Source organism: Pseudomyxococcus flavus (genome assembly GCF_050038885.1).
GTDB classification, from domain to species: domain Bacteria; phylum Myxococcota; class Myxococcia; order Myxococcales; family Myxococcaceae; genus Myxococcus; species Myxococcus flavus.
Window position 1 is genome coordinate 1,453,341 of record NZ_CP143624.1, and the last position, 26,449, is coordinate 1,479,789.

The 26,449-nt window shown below is 70.0% G+C and carries 25 protein-coding genes; 10 read left to right on the forward strand and 15 right to left on the reverse strand.

The features are described from left to right. Window positions 1-8 precede the first annotated feature (8 nt). The 3 genes from VZL07_RS06005 to pyrF all read left to right on the forward strand — a co-directional run bounded on the left by VZL07_RS06005 (window position 9) and on the right by pyrF (window position 2,777). Window positions 9-1,034, forward strand: a complete 1,026-nt coding sequence (locus VZL07_RS06005) for a histone deacetylase family protein (RefSeq protein ID WP_426754377.1) — start codon at window positions 9-11, stop codon at window positions 1,032-1,034. An 89-nt stretch (window positions 1,035-1,123) separates the two neighbouring features. Beyond that, window positions 1,124-1,885, forward strand: a complete 762-nt coding sequence (locus tag VZL07_RS06010; RefSeq protein WP_426754378.1) for an SDR family oxidoreductase — start codon at window positions 1,124-1,126, stop codon at window positions 1,883-1,885. Window positions 1,886-1,910: 25 nt separating this feature from the next. Next, entirely contained in the window at window positions 1,911-2,777 is an 867-nt protein-coding gene (gene pyrF, locus VZL07_RS06015) for an orotidine-5'-phosphate decarboxylase (protein ID WP_426754379.1), read from the forward strand. On the opposite strand, the gene VZL07_RS06020 is transcribed toward pyrF, so the two are convergent. Both VZL07_RS06020 and VZL07_RS06025 read right to left on the reverse strand, forming a co-directional pair. Next, window positions 2,758-5,331, reverse strand: a complete 2,574-nt coding sequence (locus VZL07_RS06020) for a penicillin-binding protein 1A (RefSeq protein WP_426754380.1) — start codon at window positions 5,329-5,331, stop codon at window positions 2,758-2,760. The two genes, pyrF and VZL07_RS06020, sit on opposite strands and share 20 nt — an antisense overlap. Before the next feature lie 27 nt (window positions 5,332-5,358). Further along, window positions 5,359-6,315 carry an RluA family pseudouridine synthase gene (locus VZL07_RS06025; protein ID WP_426754381.1) on the reverse strand — a complete coding sequence of 319 codons (957 nt, stop codon included), beginning with the start codon at window positions 6,313-6,315 and terminating at the stop codon, window positions 5,359-5,361. A gap of 44 nt (window positions 6,316-6,359) precedes the next feature. Between VZL07_RS06025 and VZL07_RS06030 the strand changes: the two genes are divergently transcribed. Further along, window positions 6,360-7,826: a pentapeptide repeat-containing protein gene (locus VZL07_RS06030; protein WP_426754382.1), complete on the forward strand. Its 1,467-nt coding sequence runs from the start codon at window positions 6,360-6,362 to the stop codon at window positions 7,824-7,826. Between the two features lie 109 nt (window positions 7,827-7,935). Here VZL07_RS06030 and VZL07_RS06035 read toward each other — a convergent pair whose 3' ends face one another. From VZL07_RS06035 to VZL07_RS06050, 4 genes are all read right to left on the reverse strand, one after another. Continuing rightward, window positions 7,936-8,523, reverse strand: a complete 588-nt coding sequence (locus tag VZL07_RS06035; RefSeq protein ID WP_426754383.1) for an MOSC domain-containing protein — start codon at window positions 8,521-8,523, stop codon at window positions 7,936-7,938. A 33-nt stretch (window positions 8,524-8,556) separates the two neighbouring features. Then, window positions 8,557-9,534, reverse strand: coding sequence for an MBL fold metallo-hydrolase (locus tag VZL07_RS06040; protein ID WP_426754384.1), 978 nt, complete (start codon window positions 9,532-9,534; stop codon window positions 8,557-8,559). Between the two features lie 117 nt (window positions 9,535-9,651). Further along, window positions 9,652-10,593, reverse strand: a complete 942-nt coding sequence (locus VZL07_RS06045) for a DMT family transporter (protein WP_426754385.1) — start codon at window positions 10,591-10,593, stop codon at window positions 9,652-9,654. Between the two features lie 113 nt (window positions 10,594-10,706). Next, entirely contained in the window at window positions 10,707-11,687 is a 981-nt protein-coding gene (locus tag VZL07_RS06050) for an N-acetyltransferase family protein (RefSeq protein ID WP_426754386.1), read from the reverse strand. 155 nt (window positions 11,688-11,842) lie between these two features. On the opposite strand from VZL07_RS06050, the gene VZL07_RS06055 reads away from it, so the two are divergent. Then, window positions 11,843-12,385, forward strand: coding sequence for a cytochrome c oxidase assembly factor Coa1 family protein (locus VZL07_RS06055; protein WP_426754387.1), 543 nt, complete (start codon window positions 11,843-11,845; stop codon window positions 12,383-12,385). Between the two features lie 87 nt (window positions 12,386-12,472). On the opposite strand, the gene VZL07_RS06060 is transcribed toward VZL07_RS06055, so the two are convergent. The 4 genes from VZL07_RS06060 to fsa form a co-directional block, all read right to left on the reverse strand. Beyond that, window positions 12,473-13,438, reverse strand: coding sequence for an electron transfer flavoprotein subunit alpha/FixB family protein (locus tag VZL07_RS06060; RefSeq protein ID WP_426754388.1), 966 nt, complete (start codon window positions 13,436-13,438; stop codon window positions 12,473-12,475). A gap of 36 nt (window positions 13,439-13,474) precedes the next feature. Beyond that, window positions 13,475-14,272: an electron transfer flavoprotein subunit beta/FixA family protein gene (locus VZL07_RS06065; RefSeq protein ID WP_426754389.1), complete on the reverse strand. Its 798-nt coding sequence runs from the start codon at window positions 14,270-14,272 to the stop codon at window positions 13,475-13,477. A 150-nt stretch (window positions 14,273-14,422) separates the two neighbouring features. Then, window positions 14,423-15,559, reverse strand: a complete 1,137-nt coding sequence (locus VZL07_RS06070) for an acyl-CoA dehydrogenase family protein (RefSeq protein ID WP_426754390.1) — start codon at window positions 15,557-15,559, stop codon at window positions 14,423-14,425. Between the two features lie 190 nt (window positions 15,560-15,749). Continuing rightward, window positions 15,750-16,421 carry a fructose-6-phosphate aldolase gene (fsa, locus tag VZL07_RS06075; RefSeq protein WP_426754391.1) on the reverse strand — a complete coding sequence of 224 codons (672 nt, stop codon included), beginning with the start codon at window positions 16,419-16,421 and terminating at the stop codon, window positions 15,750-15,752. Between the two features lie 131 nt (window positions 16,422-16,552). Between fsa and VZL07_RS06080 the strand changes: the two genes are divergently transcribed. The 5 genes from VZL07_RS06080 (at window position 16,553) to VZL07_RS06100 (ending at window position 21,990) form a co-directional block, all read left to right on the forward strand. Next, entirely contained in the window at window positions 16,553-17,611 is a 1,059-nt protein-coding gene (locus VZL07_RS06080) for a KpsF/GutQ family sugar-phosphate isomerase (protein WP_426754392.1), read from the forward strand. 180 nt (window positions 17,612-17,791) lie between these two features. Further along, window positions 17,792-18,343, forward strand: a complete 552-nt coding sequence (locus VZL07_RS06085) for an RNA polymerase sigma factor (protein WP_426754393.1) — start codon at window positions 17,792-17,794, stop codon at window positions 18,341-18,343. Further along, window positions 18,340-19,119, forward strand: coding sequence for a hypothetical protein (locus VZL07_RS06090; protein ID WP_426754394.1), 780 nt, complete (start codon window positions 18,340-18,342; stop codon window positions 19,117-19,119). The genes VZL07_RS06085 and VZL07_RS06090 overlap by 4 nt, the downstream gene beginning before the upstream one ends. 188 nt (window positions 19,120-19,307) lie before the next feature. Then, on the forward strand, window positions 19,308-20,864 hold the full coding sequence (locus VZL07_RS06095) for a caspase family protein (RefSeq protein ID WP_426754395.1): 1,557 nt from the start codon (window positions 19,308-19,310) through the stop codon (window positions 20,862-20,864). A 106-nt stretch (window positions 20,865-20,970) separates the two neighbouring features. Next, window positions 20,971-21,990: a hypothetical protein gene (locus tag VZL07_RS06100; RefSeq protein WP_426754396.1), complete on the forward strand. Its 1,020-nt coding sequence runs from the start codon at window positions 20,971-20,973 to the stop codon at window positions 21,988-21,990. A 52-nt stretch (window positions 21,991-22,042) separates the two neighbouring features. On the opposite strand, the gene VZL07_RS06105 is transcribed toward VZL07_RS06100, so the two are convergent. From VZL07_RS06105 to dapA, 5 genes are read right to left on the reverse strand one after another with little or no spacing between them, the layout of a single operon-like run. Continuing rightward, entirely contained in the window at window positions 22,043-23,407 is a 1,365-nt protein-coding gene (locus VZL07_RS06105; RefSeq protein ID WP_426754397.1) for a hypothetical protein, read from the reverse strand. After that, window positions 23,404-23,928: a 2-amino-4-hydroxy-6-hydroxymethyldihydropteridine diphosphokinase gene (folK, locus tag VZL07_RS06110; RefSeq protein ID WP_426754398.1), complete on the reverse strand. Its 525-nt coding sequence runs from the start codon at window positions 23,926-23,928 to the stop codon at window positions 23,404-23,406. Before folK ends, VZL07_RS06105 begins: the two co-directional genes overlap by 4 nt. Then, window positions 23,925-24,695 (reverse strand): fumarylacetoacetate hydrolase family protein, encoded by a 771-nt coding sequence (locus VZL07_RS06115; RefSeq protein ID WP_426754399.1) that lies wholly within the window; start codon window positions 24,693-24,695, stop codon window positions 23,925-23,927. The genes folK and VZL07_RS06115 overlap by 4 nt, the downstream gene beginning before the upstream one ends. Further along, entirely contained in the window at window positions 24,692-25,507 is an 816-nt protein-coding gene (gene dapB, locus VZL07_RS06120) for a 4-hydroxy-tetrahydrodipicolinate reductase (protein ID WP_426754400.1), read from the reverse strand. Before dapB ends, VZL07_RS06115 begins: the two co-directional genes overlap by 4 nt. 38 nt (window positions 25,508-25,545) lie before the next feature. Beyond that, window positions 25,546-26,433 (reverse strand): 4-hydroxy-tetrahydrodipicolinate synthase, encoded by an 888-nt coding sequence (gene dapA / locus VZL07_RS06125; protein WP_426754401.1) that lies wholly within the window; start codon window positions 26,431-26,433, stop codon window positions 25,546-25,548. Between the last annotated feature and the right edge of the window lie 16 nt (window positions 26,434-26,449).

Here is a 26,449-nt window from a genome sequence, read left to right on the forward strand (position 1 = left end):
TCTTCCCGATGTCCTCCACCCTGCTACTGACGGACCCCCTCTTCTTCCAGCATGACCCCGGGCAGGGCCACCCCGAGTCACCCTCGCGGCTGCGGCGCATCCTCGGGGTGCTGGCGAGCACGCCGGTGAAGGGCACGGTGATGACCGCGCCGCGCTCGGCCACGGACGCGGAGCTGGCGGCGGTCCACACGCCGGAGCTGCTCGCGTACCTGAAGCGCCTGAGCGGGCACCGGGCGCAGATCGACCCGGACACCCAGGTGTCACCCGACAGCATCGACGCGGCGCGGCTCGCCGCGGGCGCCTCCGTCCAGGCGGTGGAGGCGGTGATGAGGGGGGAGGTCCGCAACGCCTTCGCGCTGGTGCGTCCGCCCGGCCACCACGCCGAGCCCGACAGGGCCATGGGCTTCTGCCTGCTCAACAACGCGGCCATCGCCGCCGAGGCCGGCCGGCGGCTGGGCGCCGAGCGCGTGCTGGTGCTCGACTGGGACGTGCACCATGGCAACGGCACGCAGGCGGCCTTCTGGGGCCGCCGGGACGTCATGTACCAGTCGGTGCACCAGTTCCCCTACTACCCCGGCACGGGCGCGGCCCCCGAGGTGGGCCAGGGCGAGGGCGAGGGCTACACCGTCAACGTGGGCCTGCCGGGCGGCAACTCGGACGCGGACTACGGGATGATTTTCAACGAGCTGCTGCTCCCCGTGGCGGACGCGTTCCAGCCCCAGCTCATCCTGGTGTCCGCGGGCTTCGACTCGCACCAGCATGACCCGATTGGCGGCATGGACGTCAGCGAGCGCGGCTTCGCGGCCATGTGCTCGGCGATGAGGTCCCTGGCCGACAGCGTCTGCCAGGGCCGGCTGGTGCTGCTGCTGGAGGGCGGCTACTCGCTGGAGGGCCTGTCGCAGTCCGTGCATGCCTGCGTGGAGGTGCTCGCCGGACGCAAGGACAGCTTCCCCACCGGGGACACGCACGCGGACGCGCGGGACGCGCTCAGGGCCAGCCGCGAGGTGCTGCGGCCTTACTGGCCCCGCGTGTAGCTGCGCGGTGGACGGCGCCTCGCGCCGCACGCCGCTGTTCATCCACCGGCAACCATGCGAGAAGCCCCACCAGCACACGGGAGGACTGCATGGCGGAGATGAGCTACCGGACAGCCCTGGTGACGGGTGCCTCGAGCGGCCTGGGGCGCGGACTGGCATTGTGGCTCGCGAAGCGCGGCGTGCGCGTGTTCGCCACGGGACGCCGCCTGCCACAGCTCCAGGCCCTGACGGCCGAGGCCCAGGCCGCGGGCGTCACCATTGAACCGGTGGAGATGGACGTCACGAAGACGGACGCTACGATGGAGCGCATCCGCGCGCTCGACGCGGAGTGCGGCGGCCTGGACCTGGTGGTGGCCAACGCCGGCGTCGGTGGCACCACGAACGCGAAGCGCCTCCCGTGGGAGCGCGTGCGCGGCATCATCGACACCAACGTCACCGGCGCCGCCGCCACGCTGTGCGCGGTGCTGCCCAACATGGTGGAACGCAAGCGCGGGCACCTGGTGGGCGTCTCCAGCCTCGCTGGCTTCCGGGGCCTGGCGGGCCATGCGGCCTACTCCGCGTCCAAGGCCTTCCTGGCCACCTTCATGGAGAGCCTGCGCGTGGACCTGCGCGGCACCGGCGTGCGCGTCACCTGCATCTACCCGGGCTTCGTGAAGAGCGAGCTGACGGCCACCAACAACTTCCCCATGCCCTTCCTGATGGAGACGCATGACGCGGTGGAGCTGATGGGCAAGGGCATCATCCGGGGCGACGCGGAGGTGTCCTTCCCCTGGCAGCTCGCGGTGCCCACGCGCCTGGCGAAGGTGCTGCCCAACCCCCTCTTCGACGCGGCCGCGCGGCGGCTGCGCTGACCTTCCCCTTGTCCGGAGACGCCCCGTGACGACGCCCCTGCCCTTCGCCCACCGCTTCCGCCAGCTGGCCGAGCAGCGCTCGCCGTTCTGCCTCGGCATCGACCCCTCGAAGGACCTGCTCTCCCGCTGGGGCCTGCCCGACAACGCCCAGGGCCTGCGCGACTTCTGCGAGCGCGTGGCCGACGCGGCGGGGGACTCCCTGGCGGTGGTGAAGCCGCAGAGCGCCTTCTTCGAGCGCCACGGCCCCGCCGGCCTCCAGGTGCTCCAGGACCTGATGCGGCGCTTCAAGTCGGTGGGCACCCTCACCCTGCTGGACGTGAAGCGCGGCGACATCGGCTCCACCATGGACGCCTACGCGGAGACGGTGTTCGGCGAGGGCAGTGCCTATGAAGCGGACGCGGCCACCTTCTCCGCGTACCTGGGCCTGGGCGCCCTGCTGAAGACGCTGGAGCGGGCGCGCGCATCCGGCGCGGCGGCCTTCCTGGTGGTGCGCTCCTCCAACCCGGAGGGCACGTCGCTCCAGAACTCCCGCGGCGAGGACGGCCGCACCGTGGCCGAGGCCCTGGCCGACGGCATCCGCGCGTTCAACGAGAAGCCCGGCACGGACGCGCCCCCGGTGGCGGGCGCCGTCATGGGCGCCACCCTGCCGGACTCGGACCGCGGCGTCGTCGAGCGGCTCGGCGGCGCGCTGCTGCTCACCCCCGGCATCGGCGCGCAGGGCGCGGGCTTCGACGACCTGAAGCGCCTGTTCGCCGGGCGCGAGGCGCAGGTCATCCCCACCGCCACGCGCTCGGTGCTGGAGGCGGGGCCGGACGCCGCCTCCCTGCGCCAGGCGCTGGAGCGGCACCTGGCGCCGGCCCGGGACTTCCGCGCTACTGCGCGCCCATCATGAACTGGTCCACGTCGACCGTGTTCTTGTCGGGCACCGCGTCCTTCGGCTCGGTGCCCTTCTTGAAGAACATCAACTCCGAGCCCGTGGCGCCGGCCGGCGCGATCTTGCCCGTCTTCTTGTCGATGTGGAGCCGCACCAGGTCCATGGACTGCCAGGGGTAGAACTCGGACTGCGGCCGGCCCTCCAGCGCGCGCTTCATGTAGTTGAGCCAGATGGGGAGCGCGGCGCGGCCGCCCGTCTCGTAGCGGCCCAGCGGGTGCGGGTTCAGGTCGTAGCCCACCCACGCCACCGTGACCAGGTCGCGGGTGTAGCCGGCGAACCACGCGTCGAAGGAGTCGTTGGTGGTGCCCGTCTTGCCCGCGGCCGGCTTGCCCAGGCGCTGCGCCGGGCCACCGGTGCCCTGGAGCACCACGCCGCGCAGGAGGTGCGTGAGGATGAAGCCGGACTCCGGGCTCATCACCTGCTCACCCGGCTCGAAGAGCCGCGCGTAGCCAGCGGCCACGCGGTCCTGCAGGGGCGCCCACGCATCGTCGAAGGCGGTGTGGTCCTCCAGCGTGCGCCCCCAGCGGTCCTCGATTTTGCGGATGAAGTACGTGGGCTTCTTGCGGCCGTAGCGGTTGAAGGTGGCGTAGGCGTTGGCCAGGTCCACCGGGTACACGCACGACGAACCCAGCGCGGCGGAGAAGTCCATGTTCATGGGCGTGGTGATGCCCAGCTTCTGGCTCCACGCCGCCATGTTGTGCACGCCCACCGCGCCGAACGTCTTCACGGCGGGGATGTTCATCGAGTTGATCATCGCCGTGCGCAGCAGCACGTCACCCACGAACTCCTCGCTGTAGTTGGCCGGCTTCCAGGACACCTTGTTGTCCGGGTCGTGCTCGACGATGGGCGAGTCGACGATGATGGTGGCCTCGGTCCAGTTGAGCTGCTCCAGCGCCGCCGAGTACACGAAGGGCTTGAACGAGCTGCCCGGCTGGCGGCACGCCTGGAACGCGCGGTTGAACTCGTTGTCATCGAAGTCGTACCCGCCCACCATCGCGGTGAGGTACTGGCGGTGGGGATCGATGGAGACGAGCGCGCTCTGCGCCTCGGGCGTCTGCTCCAGGCGGAAGAGCTTCACGCCCTCATTGGGGATTTCGTCCGCGAGCTTCTTGTCCCACTGCTCCTTGTCGTCCGTCAGGTCCTTCTTCGTCACGTGGCGCAGCACGATGACGTCGCCCTCGGAGATGGCCCGCTTCACCGAGGAGATCATCATCGCCGGGTAGTAGCCCTCCGGGTTCACCTTGCGCGCCCAGCGCATGCCCAGCAGCGGCAGCCGGCCCTTGTGCGGGCCCACCTGCACGTCGGCGCCCTTGCCGTCCGAGTCGATGGCGGTGACGACGCCCACGTAGAGCCGGTTCTCCACCAGCTCCTGCGAGCCCATGACCTTCTTCGAGCGGTCGATGAAGGACTGGATGGCCTCCTTCGACGTGAGCTGCTCCACCGGGCCGCGCCAGCCCTGGCGCTTGTCCACCGCCAGCAGGCCATGGAGCACCGCGTCCTGCGCGGCGCGCTGGCGCTCGCTGTCCATGGTGGTGAAGATCTTGAGGCCGTCCTTGAGCAGCACGGGGTTGCCGTACCGGTCCACCACGTCCTTGCGCACCTGCTCCACGAAGTACGGCGCGAACTCGTGGAAGACGTCCTCCACGGGGTACACCTTCACCTCTTCGGCGTTGGCGGTGTCGTGCTCGGCCTGCGAAATCATGCCTTCCGCCAGCATGCGGCGCAGCACGTAGGAGCGGCGCTTGCGGGCCGCGTCCGGGCGCAGGAAGGGCGAGTAGCGGCTGGGAGCCTGCGGCAGACCGGCGATGAGCGTCATCTCGCCCAGCGTCAGGTCGCGCACGTCCTTGCGGTAGTAGTTCTCCGCCGCGCTCTGCACGCCGTAGCTGTGGTGCCCGAGGAAGACGTTGTTGAGGTAGAGGTAGAGAATCTCCTCCTTCGTCAGCGATTGCTCCAGCCGGAAGGCGAGGATGGCCTCGCGAATCTTGCGGGTGATGGTCTTCGCGGTGGCGGACTTGTAGCCCTCCGCGGAGATGAGCACCGCCTTCGCGGTCTGCTGCGTCAGCGTGGAGCCGCCCTGGATGCCGCCGGAGCGCAGGCCCAGCTTGGAGGCAATCGTCTTGAAGCCGGCGCGCGCGGTGCCCAGCACGTCCACGCCGAAGTGGTCGAAGAAGCTGGAGTCCTCCGAGGCGATGAAGGCCTGCACCAGGCGCTTCGGAATCCGCTCGTAGGGCACCACCTTGCGGCGCTCCTGGTAGAACTCGCCGGCGAGCACCGCGTCATCGGTGTAGACCTCGGTGACGATGGGCGGCCAGTACTCGTCCACCTTGGGGATGGCGGGCAGTCCATCCGCGTACACGTAGTACACGGCCGTCACGGCAATCACGGCAGCCGTGGCCCCGGTCAGCGCCAGCCACCCCGCGGTCTTCAGGAGGAACTTCCACCAGCGCTTGGACGGGACACCCTCCAGCACCAGCTTCGAGCGGCTGCGGTCAGCGGATTTAGGGTCGGACATACGCGTTTCTTTTGAGCCTTGCGGGCGTCAGGGCACCAGGGCGGCCCGCTTGAGCACATCTCGGAGCTCGACGGCGAGGGGGGCTTCGACGGCCACCTTCGCGCCGCCTTCGGGATGCGGAAATTCGATGCGCTCGGCGTGCAGGAACAGCCTCTTGAGCCCCCAGCGCGCCCGCACGTCGCGGTTGAAGGCGAAGTCTCCGTACTTCTTGTCCCCGGCCACCGGATGTCCGATGGCGGCCAGATGCCTTCTTATCTGATGCGTGCGCCCCGTCTCGATGGCGCAGGACAGGAGCGCCGCCTCGCCCGACTGCTTCACGACCTTCCAGCGGGTGACGGCCGCCTGCATGTTCACCCCACGACGGGCCTTGGACTCGGCCGTCTGCTGGTGCTCCGACAGGGGCAGGTCGATGACCCCGGAGTCGCGGGGCATCTTTCCCTTCACCAGGGTGAGGTAGCGCTTGCGGGACAGGCCGTGGGTGAAGACCTCGGTGAAGTGCACCATGGCCGGGCGGCGCTTGGCCACCAGGATGACGCCGGACGTCTCCCGGTCCAGCCGGTGTGCGGGCGAGGCCGCGAAGTCGTTGCGCACGGCCCTGGGCCCCAGGTAGGCACGCACATAGTCCACCAGCGTGCCGCCGGTGATGCCGCTTCCGGTATGGACGGCCATTCCACTGGGCTTGTCCACGGCCATGAGCCAGTCGTCCTCGCGCAGGATGACCAACCGGTTGGGGTCCACCGGCGGTGGAGGGGGGTCCACTTTCGGACGTTCCGCCCCCACGAGCTGCTGCTCGTCGCCGCGGATGGTGAGCACGTCTCCTTCGGACAGCAACTGCTCGGGTTGCGCACGCTTCCCGTTCACCCGCACTTTCTTGGTGCGGATCATCTTGAAGAGGTGGCTCACCGGGACATTGGGGAGCCGCTTGCGCAGATGCTTGTCCAGCCGCATCCCGGCGGTGTCGGCTTCGATTCGGTACTCGATCATTTGTGCTGGCGCATGGACCAGACCATACGAATAATCCCCGGTCCATGGCGAAAGCCCCCAGTATCGAGAAGCTCCTCCAGAGTGGCTCGGCGGAATGGAACCGGATGCGCAAGTCCGGCCAGGTCGCCACCGACCATACCGGCGCCACCTTCACTCAACTGTTCTCCGCCAACACGGACCTGTCGGGGCTCGGCCTCATCGGCTCCGAGTGGGACCGGTGCGACCTGTCCAAGGTCAACTTCCGGGACGCGGACCTCTCCAACGCCTACTTCCACGGCGGCCGACTCCAGGACTGCGACTTCCGGGGCGCGAACCTGGAAGGCGCGACGTTCGAAAAGCTGAAGTTGCTGCGCTGCGACTTCACGGGCGCCAAGGGCCTCGACGACGTCGAGATGGACGACGTGGACATGGACCGCGTCGTCGGTCTGGATGGCGAGGAGGCCCCGCCGCCTCCGCCGCCGCCCGCCCAGGGCATCACCGCCTTCACCCGTGAGCAGCGTGAGAAGGCGCTGGGCGTGCAGGCCTCGGCGCCGCTCCAGGGCGAGGCCCCGAGCGACGAGCTGCCGCCCTTCCGGCCCCAGGACCCGCCGGGCTCGCTCTTCTTCCGCGGGCTGAAGCGGCTGGGCGTACCGCCGCTGTGGGTGCTGGACGTGCCGGGCCTGCGGCCGCTCCTGCCGCAGCGGCTGCCGCCGGGCAGCTCGCTGGAGACGCTCTACCGCGAGGCGGTGAAGACGCGGCTGGAGAACAAGAAGCCCGCGGCGGACCCCGCCGTGGTGGACCGCGCGCAGAAGGCGCTGCGGATGGGCGCCAAGGACGCCCCCGTGGCGGCCATGTACCTGCGCGAGGTGGGCGTGCTGCCCCTGTTCCGCTTCTCCGCCGCGCAGACGCTGAAGGCCGCGCTGCGGGAAGAAGTGGAGGTGGATGACCTGACGGGCTCCATCGACCCGCGCACCACCGGCGCGCTGCTGGAGCTGCGGCTGACGCACGAAGTCGTGGAGCACCTGCAGGAGGCGCGGCGCCGGCTGGCGGCCACGCAGCTCTACACGTCGCTGCTGGAGGCGGGCTTCACCCCGGAGAACAACTGGGACGAGGCGCTGGACTCGAGCGACGCGTCGCTGGAGCTGGCGCAGCTGGCCACGGGTGAGGACCGCAACGCCCTGCTGGAGGGCTTCCAGGTCTTCGCGGCGCTGCCGGACGAGGCCCGGCTGCGGCGCCTGGCCTACCTGGCCGAGTCCGTCAGCAACCTGGAGCTGGTGAGCCGGCTGCCGGAGGGCATGGAGCCGTCGTGGCTGACCGGCCCCGAGACGCGCGAGTGCCACGACCGGGAGATGACGTACGTCCAGTCGCTGAAGGCGGAGGACATCCCGAGCAAGGTGGCGGCGCTGGCGAAGGAGGAGCTGGGTGTTCCCGAGGGCGAGGTGCCCGAGGAGAGCGACGGCGACCTCTTCGTGCACCTGCGCTGCGACGTGTGTGGCAAGGAGAAGCTCATCGTCCAGTCGCCGGAGGAGTAGTCGCCCGGTGAAGGACGAGGCCCGCGGGGCCGCGGGGTCCGGGACACGCTCCCGGGCCTGGCGGCCCCGTGGTGTTTCTGGCGTCAGGCCCCCCTGGGCCGCGCGGCCCTCATTGCTCCGGCAGCACGTACGTCACCGGCCTGGGCAACACCACCTTCACGGTGTCTCCCGCGCGGATGACGCCGGGGCGCTCCACCCAGGCCACCAGTCCCCGGCGCTGCCACGCCGCCTTCACGAAGCGGCTCGCCAGCTTCGGCACGTCCGGATGATGCGCCTCGATGACGCGCCCGGGGCCGATGCACGGCTCGTTCTCCCCTTCCACGACCAGCGTCGTGTCCTCCGGGAAGAACAGCCGCGTGCCCGGCGGCAGGTGCGTCAGCCGCGGCACCTCCGCCATTTCCAGGTTCGCCCCCAGCCACGACGCCAGCACGCGCGGAACGCCCAGCGCCTGCGCGACTTCGGCCAGCTCCTCTGTCGACACCAGCGAGAGCTGCCGCGTGTTGCGGATGGGCGTCCCCTTGGGGAACCACGGCGTGCGCACATCCGCCGCCCGCGTCAGGCCCGCGTGCCGGTCGCCCTCCAGCCCCTCGAAGGTCACCCGCGCCTCGGGCAGCTCCTTCGTGACGAAGCTCTTGCGTTCGGTACACACGAGGACGCGCACGACGCGTCCTTCCAGCTGCGGCTTCTGGCGGGCCATGGCCGTGCTACTAGCGCATTCAGCCACCGCCTGTCAGAACAAGCCGAGCTGCTGCGGCTTGCCGCCCAGCGGCCGCGCGTCCATGCCCGCGTCGCGCAGCGCCTGCGCCAGCTCCTCCGCGAAGCCGTGACACGTCAGCACCTCCCGCGCGCCCGTGGACTTCGCGTAGGACACCAGCCCCGGGAAGTCCGCGTGGTCCGATAGCGCGAAGGCCACGTCCGCGCCGTAGCGCCGCGTCGCGCCCCGGTCCACCGCCCACCCCGTCAGCACCGCCGTCGCCCGGGGCCACAGCGGCGCCAGCGCCCCACCCCGTGCGTGGTGTGGCGGGAAGAAGAGCACCTCGCCGGGCTCCACCCGGCCGTCGTAGCAGCGCAGGTTTTCAATCGGCACGCCCAGCTCCGCGTAGAGCTGCGCCACCTCGTAGATGGAGGCGTGCGCCACCAGCGGAAAGCCGCGTCCCGCCAGGTGCTTCATCGCCTCCTGGCTCTTGCCCAGCGGATACCCCAGCAGCACCGGCACCGCGCCACGCTCCAGCTGCACCCGCAGCCACGCCTCCACCTGCCCCAGCACCTCCGCGCGCGGCGGGAAGCGGTAGCGCGGATGACCGAAGGTGGACTCGATGACGAGCGTGTCGCACTCGGCCACCTCCGTCGCCTCCGCGGTGAGCGACGGCGCCACGTTCAGGTCCCCGGTGTAGACGATGCGGCGCCCATCCGGACGCGTCACGCGCAGCTGCGCGCTGCCCAGGATGTGCCCCGCGGGCAGCAGCTCCAGCACCAGCGGCCCCAGCTCGAAGGGCTCGCGGAAAGGCACGGCGCGCGGCTCACGGACGGGCCCCAGCCGGTGCGCCATGAAGCGCAGCGTGGCCGCCGTGGCGATGGTGCTCTCATGCCGGGCGATGTGGTCCGAGTGCCCGTGACTCACGAAGCACAGCGGCGACTTGCGCTTCGCATCCAGGGACAGGGGGGTGCCCGTCAGGTGCATCCCGTTTCGCCGCAGCTCCACACTCATGGGAAGGGCCCCGGGTATAGCGCGTCCCCGCGCCCATGGCCCGCGTCGCTTCGCGGCCCCGCTCGCCCGGCCGGTGGCCAGGCCCGCCACGCCAGGACGCAGCACGAGGAAGCGCCGCTACCGCACTGCAACCCGCGCCCGCCACCACAGCCACGCCGCCGCGCCCACCTCCGACATCAGCACGCCCGACAGGATGAGCGCGCCGCCGAGCCACTCGCGAGGCCCGAGCGTCTCGTAGCCCAGCAGCACCGAGTACACAGCGGCGAACACCGACTCGAGCGAGTAGATGACCGCCGCGCGCACCGCCGTGGTGCGAGCCTGTCCCCACGTCTGGATGCTGATGGCCAGCGCGCTGGCGAACACGCCACAGATGAGCACCGCGCCCACGAAGGAGGGATGCCACGCCACGCGCCGCTCCACGAAGGGCAGGCACAGCGCGGACAGCAGCGCCACCGTCCAGAGCTGCACCGCCACCATCCCCATGACGCCCTGCTTCGGCGCATGCCGCTCCGTCAGGAGGATGTGACACGCATAGGCCACCGCGCAGCCCAGCGACAGCACATCCCCCGTCGACAGGCCGCCACCGCCCATCCCCGCGTCGGGCTGCGTGAAGAGATAGAGCCCCACCGCCGCCAGGCCCACGCCCAGCAGCGAGGTCGGCTTCGGCGACTTCCGGTAGAGCACCACGGACAGCAGCGGCACGAGCAGCACGCACAGCCCGGTGATGAACGCCGAGCGGGAGGGCGTGGTGGTGGCCAGCCCCACCGTTTGCAGCGTGTAGGCCAGAAAGAGGCACGTGCCCAGCATCGCGCCGCTGCGCAGGTTGCGCGGCGTCAGCAGCTGCCGTCCCGCGAGCAGGCTCAGCACCGTCGCGCCCACGAGGAAGCGCAGCGTGAGGAAGCTGAACGGGTCGCCATGCCCGAGCGCGTCCTTCACCACCACGAAGGTGATGCCCCAGAACGAGGTGATGAGCGCCAGCGCCCCATCCGCACGGAGGCGCTGCGACCGCGATGGAGGCTCCGAGGTGCCCCCCAGCATGTCGGACGTCGAGGTGCTCATGGTGCGGGCGTTCCAGCGCAGAGGAGGACGCCGGGGCCGCCCGGTGACAACGTGGCGGCCATGGCCGCAGGCGTTTTGGCTCAGCCAGGGCGGCCGCGCAACCCTCGGGCGGCTCACGCCCCCAGCCGGCGCTCCATCACCACCAGCCGCTTGGACTGGCCCGAGGCGTCCCAGGCCTCGTTGGCCTGCTGGGTCAGCGCGGCGTCCGCCCGCTGGAAGCCCAGCCGCTCGAACGTGCGCAGGGATGCCGTGTTGTCGTCATCCACGTCCGCGAAGAGCCATGCCTCGCCCTGCCGCAGCGCCTCCGCCATCAGGGTCCGCAGCAGGCCGGTGGCCACGCCCATGCGCCGCACCCGGGGCGACACCACCAACGAGCGCACCCAGGGGCCTTCGAGCTGCAATCCCTCCTGGCGGTAGGAGTCCATCCACGCGAAGCCGAACAGCCGCCCCTGGGCGTCAAAGGCCCCCGCCGCCGCGCCCTGGCGTCCCGCATCGGACACCCCCCACCGCTCGCGAAGCTGGCGGCGCAGGAAGCCCGGCGACACGACCAGCCGCTCCTGCGCGAAGGCCAGCAGCGCGTCCAGGTCGTCCTCCGTGAGCAGCCGTATCTCCAGCGGCCCCACCAGCCGGCGACGCAGCGGCCGTGACCACCCAGAGAGAAAGTCCCACACACCCTGAGACATTAGCCGGGTCCAGGGCCGAGCCCACGCCGTGGACGCGGCCCGCTGTGCCATCCACAGCGCCGGGCGGAAGGGCCTGGGCAGCGGCACCACCCAGCGGCCCCTCCGGATGGCCACCACCCGTCCCAGCGTCACGCCCCCGGGCGCGTCCGCCAGTCCCAGGAGCGAGGCCGTCCGCCACGGCTGGGTGGACACCACCACCTGGGCCACCAGCTCGCGGTCCTGGCGCATCAGCGCGATGTCGCCGGGCGCCAGCAGGCCCGGGCCGCACCGCATCACCCGCACCGAGTCCCCTGGGCGCAGCAAGGGAGCCAGGCTTCGCCCCGCGCCCCGCACCCACAGCCGGTGCCCCGGAGGCAACGCCTCCAGCACCCCCAACAGCACCTCTGCGGAGGAGGCTCTGCGCGACGGCATGCTCCCAACCCCACGTGCCCACCGGCCCTCTCGAGCACGCGCGAAATCTACCTGTTGCCCGGTACACAGACCAACCGTTGGCGGCGGCAGGTGCCTTCCGCGTGGCGCGGGAGCGAATATGAGGAGGCCGCACGCGCAGCACGACGGAGGCGTCCATGGACACGGTGCAGGAAGGTTCGATGGCGCCCCGGCCCGGCTGGTGGAGCCGCAACTGGCGCTGGGCCGCGCCGCTGGGCTGCCTGGGGCTGGTGGCCTCGTGCGCCTGCCTGGGCATGCTCGTCGTGTACCTGGGCTTCACCTCGCTGGGACGGTCCGAGGCCCATCAGGAGGCGGTGGCCATCGCCAGCGAGGACCCGGAAGTGCAACGCGCCCTGGGGACGCCCATCGAGAGCGGCCTGCCCCGGCGCACGTCGACGCTCCGGCGCAACGGGACCTCGCGCGCGCAGTTCTCCCTGCCGCTCGAGGGGCCTCGGGGCGAGGCCACGCTGCACGCGCAGGGTGAGCAGCGAGGCGACGGCCCGTGGCGCTTCAACGCCCTCACCGTCCACCTGCGCGACGGCACCGTCATCGACCTGCTCCGCGACGACGCGACGCCGCCGCCCGAGCTGCCACTGCCCGCCGAGCCGCCCTACGCGGACGAAGCCCCGGAGCCCGAGGAGGAGGCGCCTCGCGACGCGGGGCGCGAAATCGAGCTGTAGGGCACGCTCGCCGCCAGAAATGCGAAGGGGCGGCGCGGGGAAGTCCCCACGTCGCCCCTTGCGAGGACACGCGCGTGTCCCGGGTGACTACTTCAGCTTCGCCAGCTCCGCGCGCAGCTCGGGCAGCACCTTGAAGAGGTCCGCCACCATGCCGTAGTCCGCCACCTGGAAGATGGGGGCCTCGGGGTCCTTGTTGATGGCGACGATGGTCTTCGAGCTCTTCATGCCCGCCAGGTGCTGGATGGCGCCGCTGATGCCCGCCGCGATGTAGAGCGCCGGAGCGACGACCTTGCCCGTCTGGCCGACCTGCAGGTCATTGGGAACCCAGCCCGCGTCGCACACCGCGCGGGACGCGCCCACCGCGGCGCCCAGGTCGTCGGCCAGGGCCTCGATCTCCTTGAAGTCGCCCTTGGTGCCGCGACCACCGGAGATGACCACGCGCGCCTCGGTCAGCTCCGGACGCGCGCTCTTCACTTCCTTGAAGTCGACGAACTTCGTCTTGGAGGCCTCGACCTTCGGGCTGAAGGCCTTCACCTCGGCGGCGCCCTGGCCACCCGCGGCCGGGGAGAACTCGGTGGCGCGCACGGTGAACACCTTCACCGGCGTGGTGAGCTTCACCTCGGCGAAGACGTTGCCGGCCCACATGGGGCGGGTGAAGGTGATGTCCGCGCCGCTGCCGTTGAAGGCCATGACGTCGGTGGCCATGGCGGCACGCAGGCGGCCGGCCACGCGCGGCATCAGGTCCTTGCCCTGCGCGGTGGACGCCATGCCGACGAAGTCCGCCTTCAGCTCCTGGGCCAGGGCGGCGATGGCGGGCGCGTAGGTCTCCGCCAGGTAGTGCTCCAGCTCGGGCGCGGCGCCCACGTGGACCGCCTTGGCGCCGGAGCCCTTGAGCTCGTCGGCGACCTTCGCGGGGTCCTTGCCCACCAGGGCGATGTGCAGCTCAGCACCGGCCTTCTCGGCCAGCTGCTGGCCGGCGGCGATGGCGTTGAGGGTGGCCTTGCGGAGGTTCCCGTCCGGCTGCTGCTCGGCGACAATGAGAACGATAGGCATTTGGATGACTCCGAAAAGAGGTAACGGGAGGGCCGCTCAGACGACCTTCGCCTCGTTGTGCAGCTTCTCCACCAGGGCCGGAACGTCCTCGACCTTGATGCCGGCCTTGCGCGGCGGCGGCGAGGACATCTTCAGCACCTGGATGGCCGGGGTGACGTCCACGCCCAGCTTGGCCGGCGTCAGCTCCTCGATGGGCTTGCTCTTCGCCTTCATGATGCCCGGGAGGCTGGCGTAGCGCGGCTGGTTGAGGCGCAGGTCCGTGGTGACGATGGCCGGCAGCTGGCACTCCACCGTGGCCAGCCCGTTGTCGACCTCGCGGATGACCTGCACGCTCTTCTTGTCGGCGGAGAGGACGATGGCGGGAACCTTGTTCTTCTCCTGCTCGCTCTCCATGGACTCCACCTTGGAGGCGAACGTGGCCTGGCCCCAGCCCAGGAACTCGGCCAGGTACTGGCCCACCTGGTTCTGGTCATCGTCGATGGACTGCTTGCCGAGGATGACGAGGTCCGGCTGCTCCTTCTCCACCACCTTCTGGAGCAGGCTGGCGATGCCCAGTTGGTCCAGCGCGCCCGTGTGGTTCACCCACACCGCGCGGTTCGCGCCCATGGCCAGCGCGTGGCGCAGCTGCTCCTGCACCTCCTTGCCACCGATGGACACCACGACGACCTCGCCCTGGTGCTTGGCGACGAGGCGCAGGCCCTCTTCGACGCCGATTTCATCGAAGGGGTTGATCTTGTACTTGAGCCCCTCCTGAACGATGCCCGAGCCATCCGGCTTGACCTTGATCTTCGACTCGGGGTCTTCCACGCGCTTGGCGGTGACGAGAATCTTCACGGCGGTGCTTCTCCTTACGGGGAGGAGTTTGGAATCTGGAAAACAGTCCGGGCGGGCCAGGTTGACTCGGCGCGCGAACGGCCTGGGTTAATAGGCATTGGCGCGTCGCGGCGGCAATGGGAAACGGCCGCCGGACGCGGTGCTGCGGCGCTACTTGAACAGTTCCCGCGCGATGACGAGCCGCTGGACCTGGCTGGTGCCCTCGTAGACCTGGATGAGCTTGGCGTCGCGCATCAGCTTCTCCACGGGGTACTCCTTGATGTAGCCGTAGCCGCCGTACACCTGGACGGCGTCGGTGGCGACCTTCATCGCCATGTCCGCGGCGAAGCACTTCGCGTAGCTGGACTGGAGGGTGTTGCGCTTGCCCTCGTCCAGCAGCCACGCGCTCTCGTAGGTGAGCATGCGCGCCGCGTGGGTGTTCATGGCCATCTCGGCAATCATGAACTGGATGGCCTGGTGCTCGATGATGGGCTTGCCGAAGGTGCGGCGCTGCGAAGAGTACTCCATGGAGTACTCGAGCGCGGCCCGGGCGATGCCCACGGAGAACATGGCCGTCAGCGGACGGCTGTTGTCCAGCGTGGCCATGGCGATGGCGAAGCCCTGCCCCTCTTCGCCGATGCGGTTCTCCACCGGCACGCGCACGTCCTCGAACGTCAGCGACACGGTGTCGCTGGCGCGCTGGCCCATCTTGTTCTCGTGCTTGCTGACGGTGAGACCGGGGGGCCGGCCCTCCACCACGAAGCAGGTGATGCCCTTGTGCTTCTTGGATTTGTCGACGGTGGCGAACACCGTGTACTGCTCGGCGTGGCCGCCGTTGGTGATGAAGCACTTGGCGCCGTTGATGACGTAGTGGTCACCCTCGCGCCGCGCCGTGGTCTGCATGTTGGCCACGTCGCTGCCCGCCTCCGGCTCCGTGAGGCAGAACGAGGAGAACTTCACCTTCTCCCCGAAGTGCGACAGCAGGCGCTTCTTCTGCTCGTCCGTCGCGTGGAGGATGATGGGCAGGTTGGCCAGGTCGTTGGCGATGATGGACGTCGCCACGCCCGCACAGCCCCAGCTCAGCTCCTCGGCGACGATGACCTGCTCCAGGTGGGACAAACCCACGCCGCCGTACTCGGCGGGGATGGCCATGTTGAGCAGGCCCAGCTCCCATGCCGCCGTCAACAAATCCCGAGGGAAGGTGGCCGTCTCGTCGTAGTGCGCGGCCTTGGGACGAATCACTTCACGTGCGAACTTGCGAGCTGCCTCCTGCAGCGCGCGCTGGGCGTCGGTGAGCTGGAATTCCATGGGGCCCTCGTGCCTCCGTTGGCGTATTGACTCGGGAGTCAACGAATACATGCCACGGCGCGAAATCGCCAGCGCAACCCGCTTGGTGCCGGAGGTGGGCAGGGCCCCATCTTCTCGAAAAGAAAAGCCCCACCCCCGCCTGGGGGGTGGAGCCTGGAAAAAGGGCCATGAAACTTGATTTTCCGGTGGGTTACTTGGCCGCGGGGGGCTTGGCCGCCTTGGGGACCTTCTCCCAGTCGGCCAGGAACTTCTTGATGCCCGCGTCGGTGAGCGGGTGGTTGGCCAGCTGGGTGATGACGTTGTAGGGCAGCGTGGCCACGTCCGCGCCCATGCGGGCGGCCTGGAGCACGTGCACCGGGTTGCGCACGCTGGCCACCAGCACCTGCGTGTTGAAGTGCTCGTAGTTCCGGTAGATTTCCAGGATGTTGGAGATGAGCTCCATGCCGTCCTGGGAGATGTCGTCCAGGCGCCCCACGAAGGGCGACACGTAGGTGGCGCCGGCCTTGGCGCACAGCAGGGCCTGGTTGGCGGAGAAGACGAGCGTGACGTTGGTGCGGATGCCCTCGGCGGTGAGCGCCTTGGTGGCCTTCATGCCCTCCACGCCCATGGGAATCTTCACCACGACGTTGTCGTGAATCTTCGCCAGGGAGCGGCCCTCCTTGATGAGCTCGTCCGCTTCCATGGACACACATTCGGCGCTGATGGGGCCGTCCACGATGGAGCAGATTTCGCGGATGGTCTCCTCCAGCCCCCGGCCCACCTTGGCGAGCAGGGACGGGTTGGTCGTCACTCCGTCCACGCAGCCCATGGCGTGGGCCTTGCGAATCTCCTCCACGTCGGCGCTGTCGATGAAGAACTTCATCTCGTCCCTCTCCTGAAGGTGATGTGCCCCGGCCGTTGGAGGCCGGGCGAGCAGGCGCGTAACCGATGCCCCCCCACGCGTCAAGGGTGGCCACCACGGGGGGGTGAAGGGTAGAAGGCCGGGCACAGAACATGGCCCGCTCCTCTCGCTCCGCCGCCAAGAAGCCCCGCCTGCGCGCCCTCCCCAGCCGCCCTGCCCAGGCACCTGACGCTCCCTCTGACGCGGAGGCGACGCTCGCCTACGCGCGCGGCGTGCTGGAGGCCGAGGCCCGCGCCATCCTCGGCGTGACGGAGCGCCTGGGCGACGACTTCCTCCGCGCCGTGCAGCTGGTGCGCGAGTGCCGGGGACAGGTCGTCGTCACCGGCATGGGCAAGGCGGGCCACATCGGCCAGAAGCTGTCCGCCACGCTGGCGTCCACCGGCATCCGCTCGGTGTACCTGCACCCGGCGGAGGCGGTGCACGGCGACCTGGGCCGCGTGGGGCGCGGCGATGTCATCCTCGCGCTGTCCAACAGCGGCTCCACGGAGGAGCTCATCCGCATCCTCCCCTCCTTCAAGCGGATGGAGACGCCCGTCATCGCCCTCACCGGCGACGCGAAGAGCCCGCTGGGGCGCGCCGCGGACGTGGTGCTGGACATCGGCGCAATCCCCGAGGCGTGCCCCATGGGCCTGGTCCCCACGGCCTCCACCGCCGCGCTGCACGCGGTGGGTGACGCGCTGGCCATGACGGTGCTGCGCTCGCGGCCCTTCGGCACGGAGGACTACGCGCTGCTGCATCCGGGCGGAAAGCTGGGGCGCTCCGTGCAGCGCGTCTTCGAGCTGATGCGCACCGGCCCCGCCAACCCGCTGGTGCGCGACACCTCGCCGCTGTCCGCGGTGGTGGGAGTGATGACGAAGACACCGGGCCGCCCGGGCGCCGCCTGCGTGGTGGACAAGGCGGGCAAGCTGGTGGGCATCTTCACCGACGGCGACCTGCGCCGCCGCGTGGAGGCGGGCCTCACGGACTTCACCGTGCCCGTGCGCGAGCTGATGGGGAAGAATCCCCGCTGCGTGACGCCGGAGACACTGGTGCTCACCGCAGCCACGCAGATGCGCGAGCTGCGCGTGGACCAGCTCCCCGTGGTGGACGTGGAGGGCCGCGCCGTGGGCCTGCTGGACGTGCAGGACCTGCTGGCCGCGAAGTTCGTCTGAGCGCCTGCCTCAGGGAACAGGGATGCGACATCCCGTCAAGGGGTGAAGCCACCTCCGGAAAAATGTCCCACGCGCTGAAGGTCATGCGTCTCGCCTCGCGGGAGCCTGCCCCCTCGGACACCCAGACCGGGTGACACTGGCCGAGGGGGGCTGTCCAGCGGCCCCGGGCGAGGGCCGTCCGTGCGCGAGCCGGAGAACACCGTCGAAGAGACCGAGGGCTACTACCGCCGCTACGGTGAAGCCGTGTACCGGCGCTGCCGGCGCCTGCTCGGCGACGACGCGTTGGCGTGGGACATGACCCAAGAGGTGTTCCTCCGCGCCCACGCGCACCTGAAGCAGGTACGTGACGCCAGCTCCCCCCTGTCCTGGCTGCTGACGGTGGCGGACCGGCAGTGCTTCTCTGTGCTGCGCCGCCGCCGCACCGAGGCCGCCAGTGCCATCACCCTCCGCGCGCCCGCGGTGGGCGCCCACACCTCACCGGATGCCGCCCTGGAGCGACTCCTGGTGGAGGCGGACCTGGTGCGGCACGTGCTCGCCCACTGCCCGGAAGACGTCCAGCGCATCGTGGCGCACCGATTCATCGACGAGCTCGAGCAGGAGCAGATTGCCGCGTTGCTCGACGTGTCGCGCAAGACGGTGCAGCGAAAGCTCCAGGCCTTCTTCGATACCGCGCGGCGCCTGCTGGAGGTCGCTCCCAATCCCGTGCCGGGAAAAGGAACCGTATCCATATGAGCCCCCCTGCCCTCCCACGCTTTCCGGGCGTGCCGGACCTGATGATTGAGCGCTACCTCTGTGGAGAGCTGTCCCCGGAGGAGGCACGACGCGTGGAGGACGCGGCGCGCGAATCCCCCGCGCTGGCGGCGCACCTGCGCACCCGCCGCGCCGAGCAGGCCGCCTTCACCGCCACGCGCCCCTTCGGTCCGCTCCGAGCACGAATGGCGCCGCGAAGGGAGGGCGAGGGCCGTTGGCGGTCCCTCATCCGGTGGGTCCAGCCCGCGCTCGCGCTCTGCGCGCTCATCGCCTTGTTGGTGATTCCATGGCGGTCCCAGACGAACGAGGGCGAGCGGGTGCGCGTGCGAGGAGGCCTCACCGCGCGGCTCCTCGTCAAACGGGGCGAGGCCGTCTTCGAACAAGCCGCTGGCGTGGTTCTGCGGCCCGGCGACCGGGTGAGAGTTGAAGTGGAAGATGTGGAAGGCGGCTTGCTGTACGTGCTGGCCCTGAGCGACCACGGCAGCCTGACGCCGCTGCATGGATTTCCCCAGACTGGCGGCGCGGTGAAGATGAAGCCGGGGCGACTGGTGCTCCCCGGCAGCCTGGAACTGGACGCCGCTCCTGAGCGAGAGGCCCTGGTGATGGTGCTCACGCCCGATGCGGCCGACGCGCCCTCGTCGGAAACGGTCCTGCACTGGATGGAGCGGGCAACGGAGGGGACGGACTTTCCCCCTCGGCCCGAACCGCTTCCCTCGATGCGGTACATCGTGCGCGAGCTTCACAAGGAGCAGCCATGAGCGCGCCGCGGGTTGAGGCACGTGTCCCCCCGGCCAGCACGTTGGCGCGAGCGCACGGCTGGACGTCGGGTGCGACAAGCGCTCCGAATGCTCCAGGCGTGACGCGCCACTCGCGCGAGGGCGTCCACGGCACCTCGCACTCGGCGGCCCTGCAAGTGCTCACCTGCCTTGCCCTCGTAGGAATGATATTGGCGACCTGGCCCGCGGCCGCGGAGAGTCGCTTCGCGCTCAGCGTCGGACACAACCTGGGCCGGGACACCGACGAGCCCCTCCGCTGGGCGGAGCGGGACGCAGAACGCCTGGACGCGCTCCTGGGCCAGCTTGGCGGCGTGCCCGAGGACCGACGCATTCTCCTGCGAGGTGAAGCACCCGCCAGTGTACGGCTCGCCCTGGCGAGGATGCGGGGACGCATCGAGGAAGCACGCCGTGCGGGAGAACGCACGTTGCTGTTCTTCTACTACTCGGGGCATGGAGACGGCGCCGCGCTCCGCATGGGGGGAGAGGCATTGGCGCTCGCCGAACTGCAACGACTGCTCGCCGAGGTTCCCTCCACGGTGACCGTGGCCATACTGGACGCCTGCCACAGCGGCGCCATGGTGCGCGGGCGCACCAAGGGGCTCACGTCCGCGCCTGCCTTCGACATTTCCTTCGTGCGGCAGGTGGGCCCTTCGGGGAAGGTGCTCATCACGTCCGCAGGCGCGCACGAAGTCGCACAGGAGTCCGACAGCCTCCAGGGCTCCTACTTCTCGCATCACCTGATATCAGGCTTGCGTGGCGCCGCGGACGCGAACGGCGACGGGCGAGTGAGCCTCACCGAGGCCTATGGCCACGTCTACCACCGCACCCTCGCGGCCTCTCATGGCTCCAGCGCGGCGGTGCAGCACCCCGAGCTGGCCAGCCAGCTGGCGGGAGAAGGCGACCTGTTCATCACCACCCTGGCACGAGCCCAGGCGCAGCTGGAGCTCCCCGCCGCGCTGGGAGACAGCGTGGTGCTGGTCGACGAGCGCACGCTCCAGGTGATGGCGGAAGTGGAACCCCGTCCGCAAGCCCCGATACGGCTTGCGCTGTCCTCTGGCCGGTATCGCATCCAGGTCAGGCGAGGCGCACAGGTGCTCTTCGGCAAGGTCTACCTTCCCTGGGGCAGCCACCACCGATTGAACCCGGCATCGCTTGAGGTGCGTACGCTCGCGCTGCACCAGCGAAAAGGTGCGCTCCTGGAGGAGGGGGGCTGGCGGCTTCAAGCCGGACTGGGTTTGGGCAGGTCTTCCACACACGTGGGCGGTTGGGGGCCTCAAGCGGGCCTGCTGTTCACGAGAGAGTCAACCGCGGGCACGAAGCCAGGGCTCTCTCTCACAGGTGGTTTGACGCTCGGAGGACATCGAGGGGCCACACACTCACTGCGGATGGCCCACGCCGAGTTGGGGCTGTGGGGTGGGGTCGGCCTGGCGCGTGCCGTGGGCTCCCTCTGGACCAGTGTGCATGTTGGCGGCGGTGCCATCGGGGTGCTCCAGCGCGCCACCAGCCTCGAGGCGGCGCAGCGACGACGCCTGGACCTTCCCGCAGAAAGAATGCGCGTCGGCGCGGGCGCAGCCACCTTCGCCGCGGTCTCCACGGAAGTCCCCATCGGTGCAAGCGCCGGGCTCTTCCTGCGATTGGGCATGTGGGTGGCCTTGATGAAGGAAGACCAGCAATTGCGCGTGCAGGCAGCGCCCAGCCTCTTGATTGGAAGCACCTGGAGCTCTTGAGGAATGTCCCACGAAGTTCCCGCCCCGCGTCTCACTCCCTGCAACCCAAGAGGCCCTCGCGGACAAAAAGACCTCCGCGAGCCCTCGACACATGTGGAGAGGTGACATGGCGCAACGGAAGGCACACGCAACCCTCGGAGCCGCGATTTTCACGCTGGTCCTCGCCGGCTGCGGCGGGCTCATGGGAGACGAAGCCGAGGACGAAGCACTATTCACAGTGGAGGGCACTCTGCTCGGCGCCGAGTCACTCGACGAGGCACGCTCCAAGAAACTGCGGGCGGCCCTCTACTGGGAGCACTGGCCGGAGGCCACGCTCCAGTGCATGCTGGAGAATCCCTTCCATATCGCGATGGGCAAATGCCAGCGGATAAGCCCCAGGCAAACGTTCGAGCGGCGCACCGTGGACGTCAAGGTGAACGGGCGCTTCCCCAACACCTTCAACATGCCCGTGCATCGACTTCCTGAGCCCGGCGTCTTGCATGGGGAGGAAGGCTCGAAGCTCGGCGTCGCCTACGTGCTGGCCTATGTAGATGGCAACGACAATTCCCAGCTCGACCGTGTCAGCCTCACGGCGACGTCCAGCCCGGACCTTGTCATTGGGCACCAGGAGGGAAACGAGCGAGGAGAGACGGAGTATCACTGGATTGTGTATCGGGAGGGCACGCTTCACCCGCTCTACGAAAAGCTGTTCAGCGACTGCCCCGAGCCACCTCAAGGCTACTCCCTGGTGACGTACCGCTACAGGAATGACCCGAGCCTGCCCGACGGCCACCAGTACTTCGACGGCTGCTTCCTGACGGAACGACGCGTGAAGGTGAACATCTCCATCGCGGCAGATGGCCGATTCAAGGAGATGGCCTGCGAGCACCCCAGCAACTTCCTGTACGCACCGAATGTGCGTGCGGCCACCGCGAGCCCACCTCCGGCCGGAAGCACCCAGGAGTGCCGACGCAATAAGAGCGTCCACAACCAGGACGAAGTGCTCGTGGTGAACAAGCACCCGGAGCGCTTCTGCAGCGTCGCGAACAGCGAAATCTACACGCTGCTCGACTACTGGGACGATACCTGGGATGACCGGGCCACGCCTCCGGCCTGGTGGCCCTGCGAGCCACCGGCCCTGCCCTGACGCACCTGCGCAGCGGGGCCCGGGCCTGACACGCCGGAGCCCCGCCGTGACGTCACTGCCCCAGCTTCTCCTGGAGGCTGGCCTTGTTGGGGTATTCCGGCGCGTCCGCGGCGAGCTTCTCCCACAGGGCCCGGGCGCCCTTCTCGTCGCCCTTGGCCTTGAGGGTGTCACCCAGCTTCTCCACGGAGAGCGGGTCGGACTGCACGGCCACGCCCCACACGCGCGCAGCCATGGGGCGATCCAGGCCCACCAGGGCCCACGCCATGCCCGCCTTCGCGCGGCCGTTCTCCGGCTGGAAGGGCACCACGCGCGTGTAGTTGGCGAGCGCCTCCTGGTAGCGGCCCTGGGCGAGGTGCTCCTCGCCCTCCTCCACCAGCTTCGCCAGGCCCTGCTCCAGCTCCGGCGTGCGCTCGGTGTTCTTCACCGCGTCCACCATCTCCTGCGACAGCGGCCGGGGCGCGTCCGCTTCAGCGGCGGCGGGCGCCTGCGACAGGCGGATGCGGCGGTCCTCCGCGCGCGAGGCCAGCAGCTTCTTCCGGCCTCCCGCCTTCACCGTCTCCTCCACCAGCGTGGCCATCCGCTTCGCCATGGGCGCGCGGTACGAATCCGGGTGTGCGGCCGCCACCGCCTCGAAGCCCTCGCCGGCCTGCTTCAGCGCCGCGACGTCGTCGCCCTTCGTCTCGAAGAGCAGCGCCGCGCGCGCGTAGAGCGCGTCCTCGTGCCGGGGCTCCACCTCCAGCACGGCGTTGTAGGCGGTCAGCGCCTTGGCGCTGTCGTTGGAGAGGTAGTGCGCGTTGGCCTCCATCACCGCCACGTCCAGCACCGGCGCAAGCGCCGCGCGCGCGCAGGCCGCCGCGCCCGCCGTGTCACCCTTCTTCGCGCGCGCCTCCGCGGCGGTGTGCATCTCCTCCACCGGCATGTTCACCGTGAAGCCACAGCCCGCGGCCTCCGCGGTGGGCACGGCGGCCTTGCCCAGCTTCTTGCGCTGCGCCAGGAACAGCTCCCGCGTGGGCTTCGCGCGCGCCAGCGCCTGCTGGAGGTAGGTGATGGCCTCCGCGTTGCGGCCATTCACGTAGTACAGGCGCCCCAGCGACGCGGCGATTTCGAAGGTCTTCTCCCGGTCCGCCAGCCCCTCCGTCGAGTCGAGCTGCCGCAGCAGCTCCTCCGCGGACGGCGGCGCCCGGCCCGTGCCCGACATGGGCGGGTGCCCCGGCGGCAGCTGCTCCGGGTTGATGCTGGGGGCCACGCCCTCCGTCGGCGGATGGCCCTCCGGCATGGCCGAGCCCGCGGGCTTCATCGTCGAGGTGGCGGGCGAGGCCTCGGTCCCCGGGGGAATGGGCGGGTGGCCGGCGGGCAGCGTCGAGGGGGTCTGGGCGGTCAGCAGCGCCGCGGTGGCCAGGGCAAGGGACAGGTTCATGTGTCGTTGCTCGAGTAGCTCGCTTCGGGCCACCACGTGGCCTCGCTCCTGCGGACGTCCTGCGGGGCGAGTTTCCCGAGGAGCTCCTTCACCGACATTCCCAGTACCGGATGACGCAGGTGGGGCGCCAGCTCTACGAGCGGCTCCAGGGCGAAGCGGCGCTTGTGCAGCTCCAGGTGAGGTACCTGGAGCGTGGGGTCAGCCACCACCTGTCCCTCCCAGAAGAGGATGTCCAGGTCGATGGTGCGCGGGCCCCAGCGCACGTCGCGGCGGCGGCCCAGGTCCTTCTCAATCTGCTGGAGGATGCAGAGCAGGCGCTGCGGCGACAGTCCGCACTCCAGGGCCACCACCGCGTTGAGGTAGCGAGGCTGCGGCGGCCCCACGGGGGCGCTGTCGAAGAGCGAGGAGCAGTGGAGCACCGCCACCGCATCGATGCGGGACAGCGCGGACAGGGCGGCAACGAGGTGGTTCTCGCGGTCTCCCTCGTTGGAACCCAATCCGACGTAGACGGTGTCGCTCACGGCTCCATCTCAACAGGGTTCACCAGGGTTCCGATTCCCTCCAGCTCCACTTCCACCGTGTCGCCAGGCGACAGCTTCCCCACCCCCGACGGCGTCCCGGTGCTCACCATGTCCCCGGGCAGCAGCGTCATGATGTGGGAGATGAAGGACACCAGGCGAGCGGGACTGAAAATCATGTCGGACGTCCGGCTGTCCTGCCGCACCTGCCCGTTCACCCGGCACTGAATCTGGAGGTCGTCGGGGGACAGCCCCGTCACTGCCCACGGGCCCGCGCACGCGAAGGTGTCGTAGCCCTTGGCGCGCGTGTGCTGCACCTCACGCCGCTGGATGTCGCGCGCCGTCACGTCATTGAAGCAGGTGAGGCCCCAGATGGCGCGCGCGGCGGTGGACTCGTCGGCGTTCTTCAGCTTCTCGCCGATGACGAGCGCCAGCTCCGCCTCGTAGTGCACCTCCTGGCTCGCCTTGGGGATGCGGATGGGCGAGCCCGTGCCGTTGAGCGCCGTGGAGGGCTTGGTGAAGATGAGCGGCTCGGGCGGCACCGGCTTGCCCATCTCCTCCGCGTGCTTGCGGTAGTTCTGGCCAATGCAGACCACCTTCGACGCGTCCGAGGGCACCAGCAGCGTCAGCGAGGACAGCGACCGGTGGATGCCCGTCTCCTTCGCACCGGCCCAGGGCGCCGCGGTGAGCACCACCACCTCGGAGCCCTCCACCCGGCCATGGTGCGCACGACCCTCGTGCAGGAAGCGGCAGTAGCGCGCGGTCGTCATACGGTCCTCTGGAAGCCGAGCACGTCGGCCATGTCATGGAGCCCAGGCGCGCGCCCCGCCACCCAGCGCGCGGCCCGCAACGCGCCGGCAGCGAACTGGTCTCGGTTGGTGGCGCGGTGCGTGAGCTCGATGCGCTCACCCTCGCCGAAGAAGTACACGGTGTGCTCGCCCACCACGTCGCCGCCCCGAAGCGTCTGCACACCAATCTCGCGCGCCGGCCGCGCGCCAATCTGCCCGTGCCGGGCGAAGGTGAGGTCGTCCCGCGTGCGCCCCAGCGCCTCCGCCAGCACGTCCGCCAGCCGCAGCGCGGTGCCGCTGGGCGCGTCCTTCTTCATGCGGTGGTGCGCCTCCAGCACCTCCACGTCGAAGCCCGGCCCCAGCACCCGCGCCAGCTCCGCGGCCATGCGGATGACCAGGTTCACACCCACCGACATGTTCGGCGCGGCGACGATGGGCACCACCTTCGCGCTCTCCGCCAGCGCCGCGGACGCCTCCGGCGTGAAGCCGGTGGAGCCCACCACCAGGGCCACGCCACGCGCGGCGCACACCTTCGCGTGGGCCACGCTCAGCTCGGCGCTGGTGAAGTCGATGACGACGTCCGCGGACGCCGCGTCCAGCGCCCGCTCCAGGCTGTCCGTCACCGTCACGCCCACGGGGCCCAGCCGCGTGGCCACCCCGGCGTCCTGCCCCACCGAAGCGCTGCCCGGACGCGCCGTGCCGCCCACCACCCGCAGACCCTCCGCGTCGTGCCCCAGGCGGAGCAACGTGCTGCCCATGCGGCCGGTGATGCCGGTGATGACGATGCGAATCATGTGTGCCGTGCTCCCGGTGGCGGCGTGATGCGGAAGGCTCAGCCCTTGAGCAGTCCCAACTGGCGCATGCAGTCGCGCAGCTTCGCGGCGTTGGGCTCGGTCATCTGCACCAGGGGCAACCGCACTTCGGGCCCGAACAATCCCATGACGTGCAGACCCCACTTCACGGGCGCGGGGCTGGACTCGATGAACAGCAGCCGGTGCAGCTCGTTCATCCGCACCTGAAGCTCGCGAGCCACCGCCATGTCGCCCTTGCGCGCCGCCGCCACCAGGTCCGCCATCATCCGCGGCGCCACGTTGGCGGACACGGAGATGACGCCCTTGCCACCGCAGGCAATGAAGGGCAGCACGGTGAAGTCGTCCCCGGACAGCAGCGTCATCCGGTCGCCACAGCGCTCCAGGATGTCGATGACCCGGGGCATGTTGCCCGTGGCCTCCTTGAGGGCCACCACCTCGGGGATGTCACACAGCCGCAACACCGTGTCGGGCAGCAGGTCCACGCCCGTCCGGCTCGGCACGTTGTAGGCGATGATGGGGAAGCCCGGGTGCGCCTTGGCCACCGCGCGGTAGTGCTCCACCAGGCCCGCCTGCGTGGGCTTGTTGTAGTAGGGCGTGACGATGAGCGTGCCATCCGCGCCCGCCTCGCGCACGCGGCGCACGCCTTCGATGGTCTCCGCGGTGCTGTTGGAGCCGGCACCGCCCACCACCATCACGCGACCCTTCGCCTCCTCCACCACCACCTTCACCGCGAGGGCCCGCTCGTCGGCCGTCATGGTGACGGCCTCGCCGGTGGTGCCCATGGGCACCAGCACGCTGGTGCCACCTTCAATCTGCTGCCGGACCAGGGCCCGGTAGGCGGGCTCGTCGAGCGCTCCGTTCCGGAACGGAGTGGCCAGGGCCGTCATGGAGCCTTCGAAGGTCTTCATGACGGGGCTTATACGT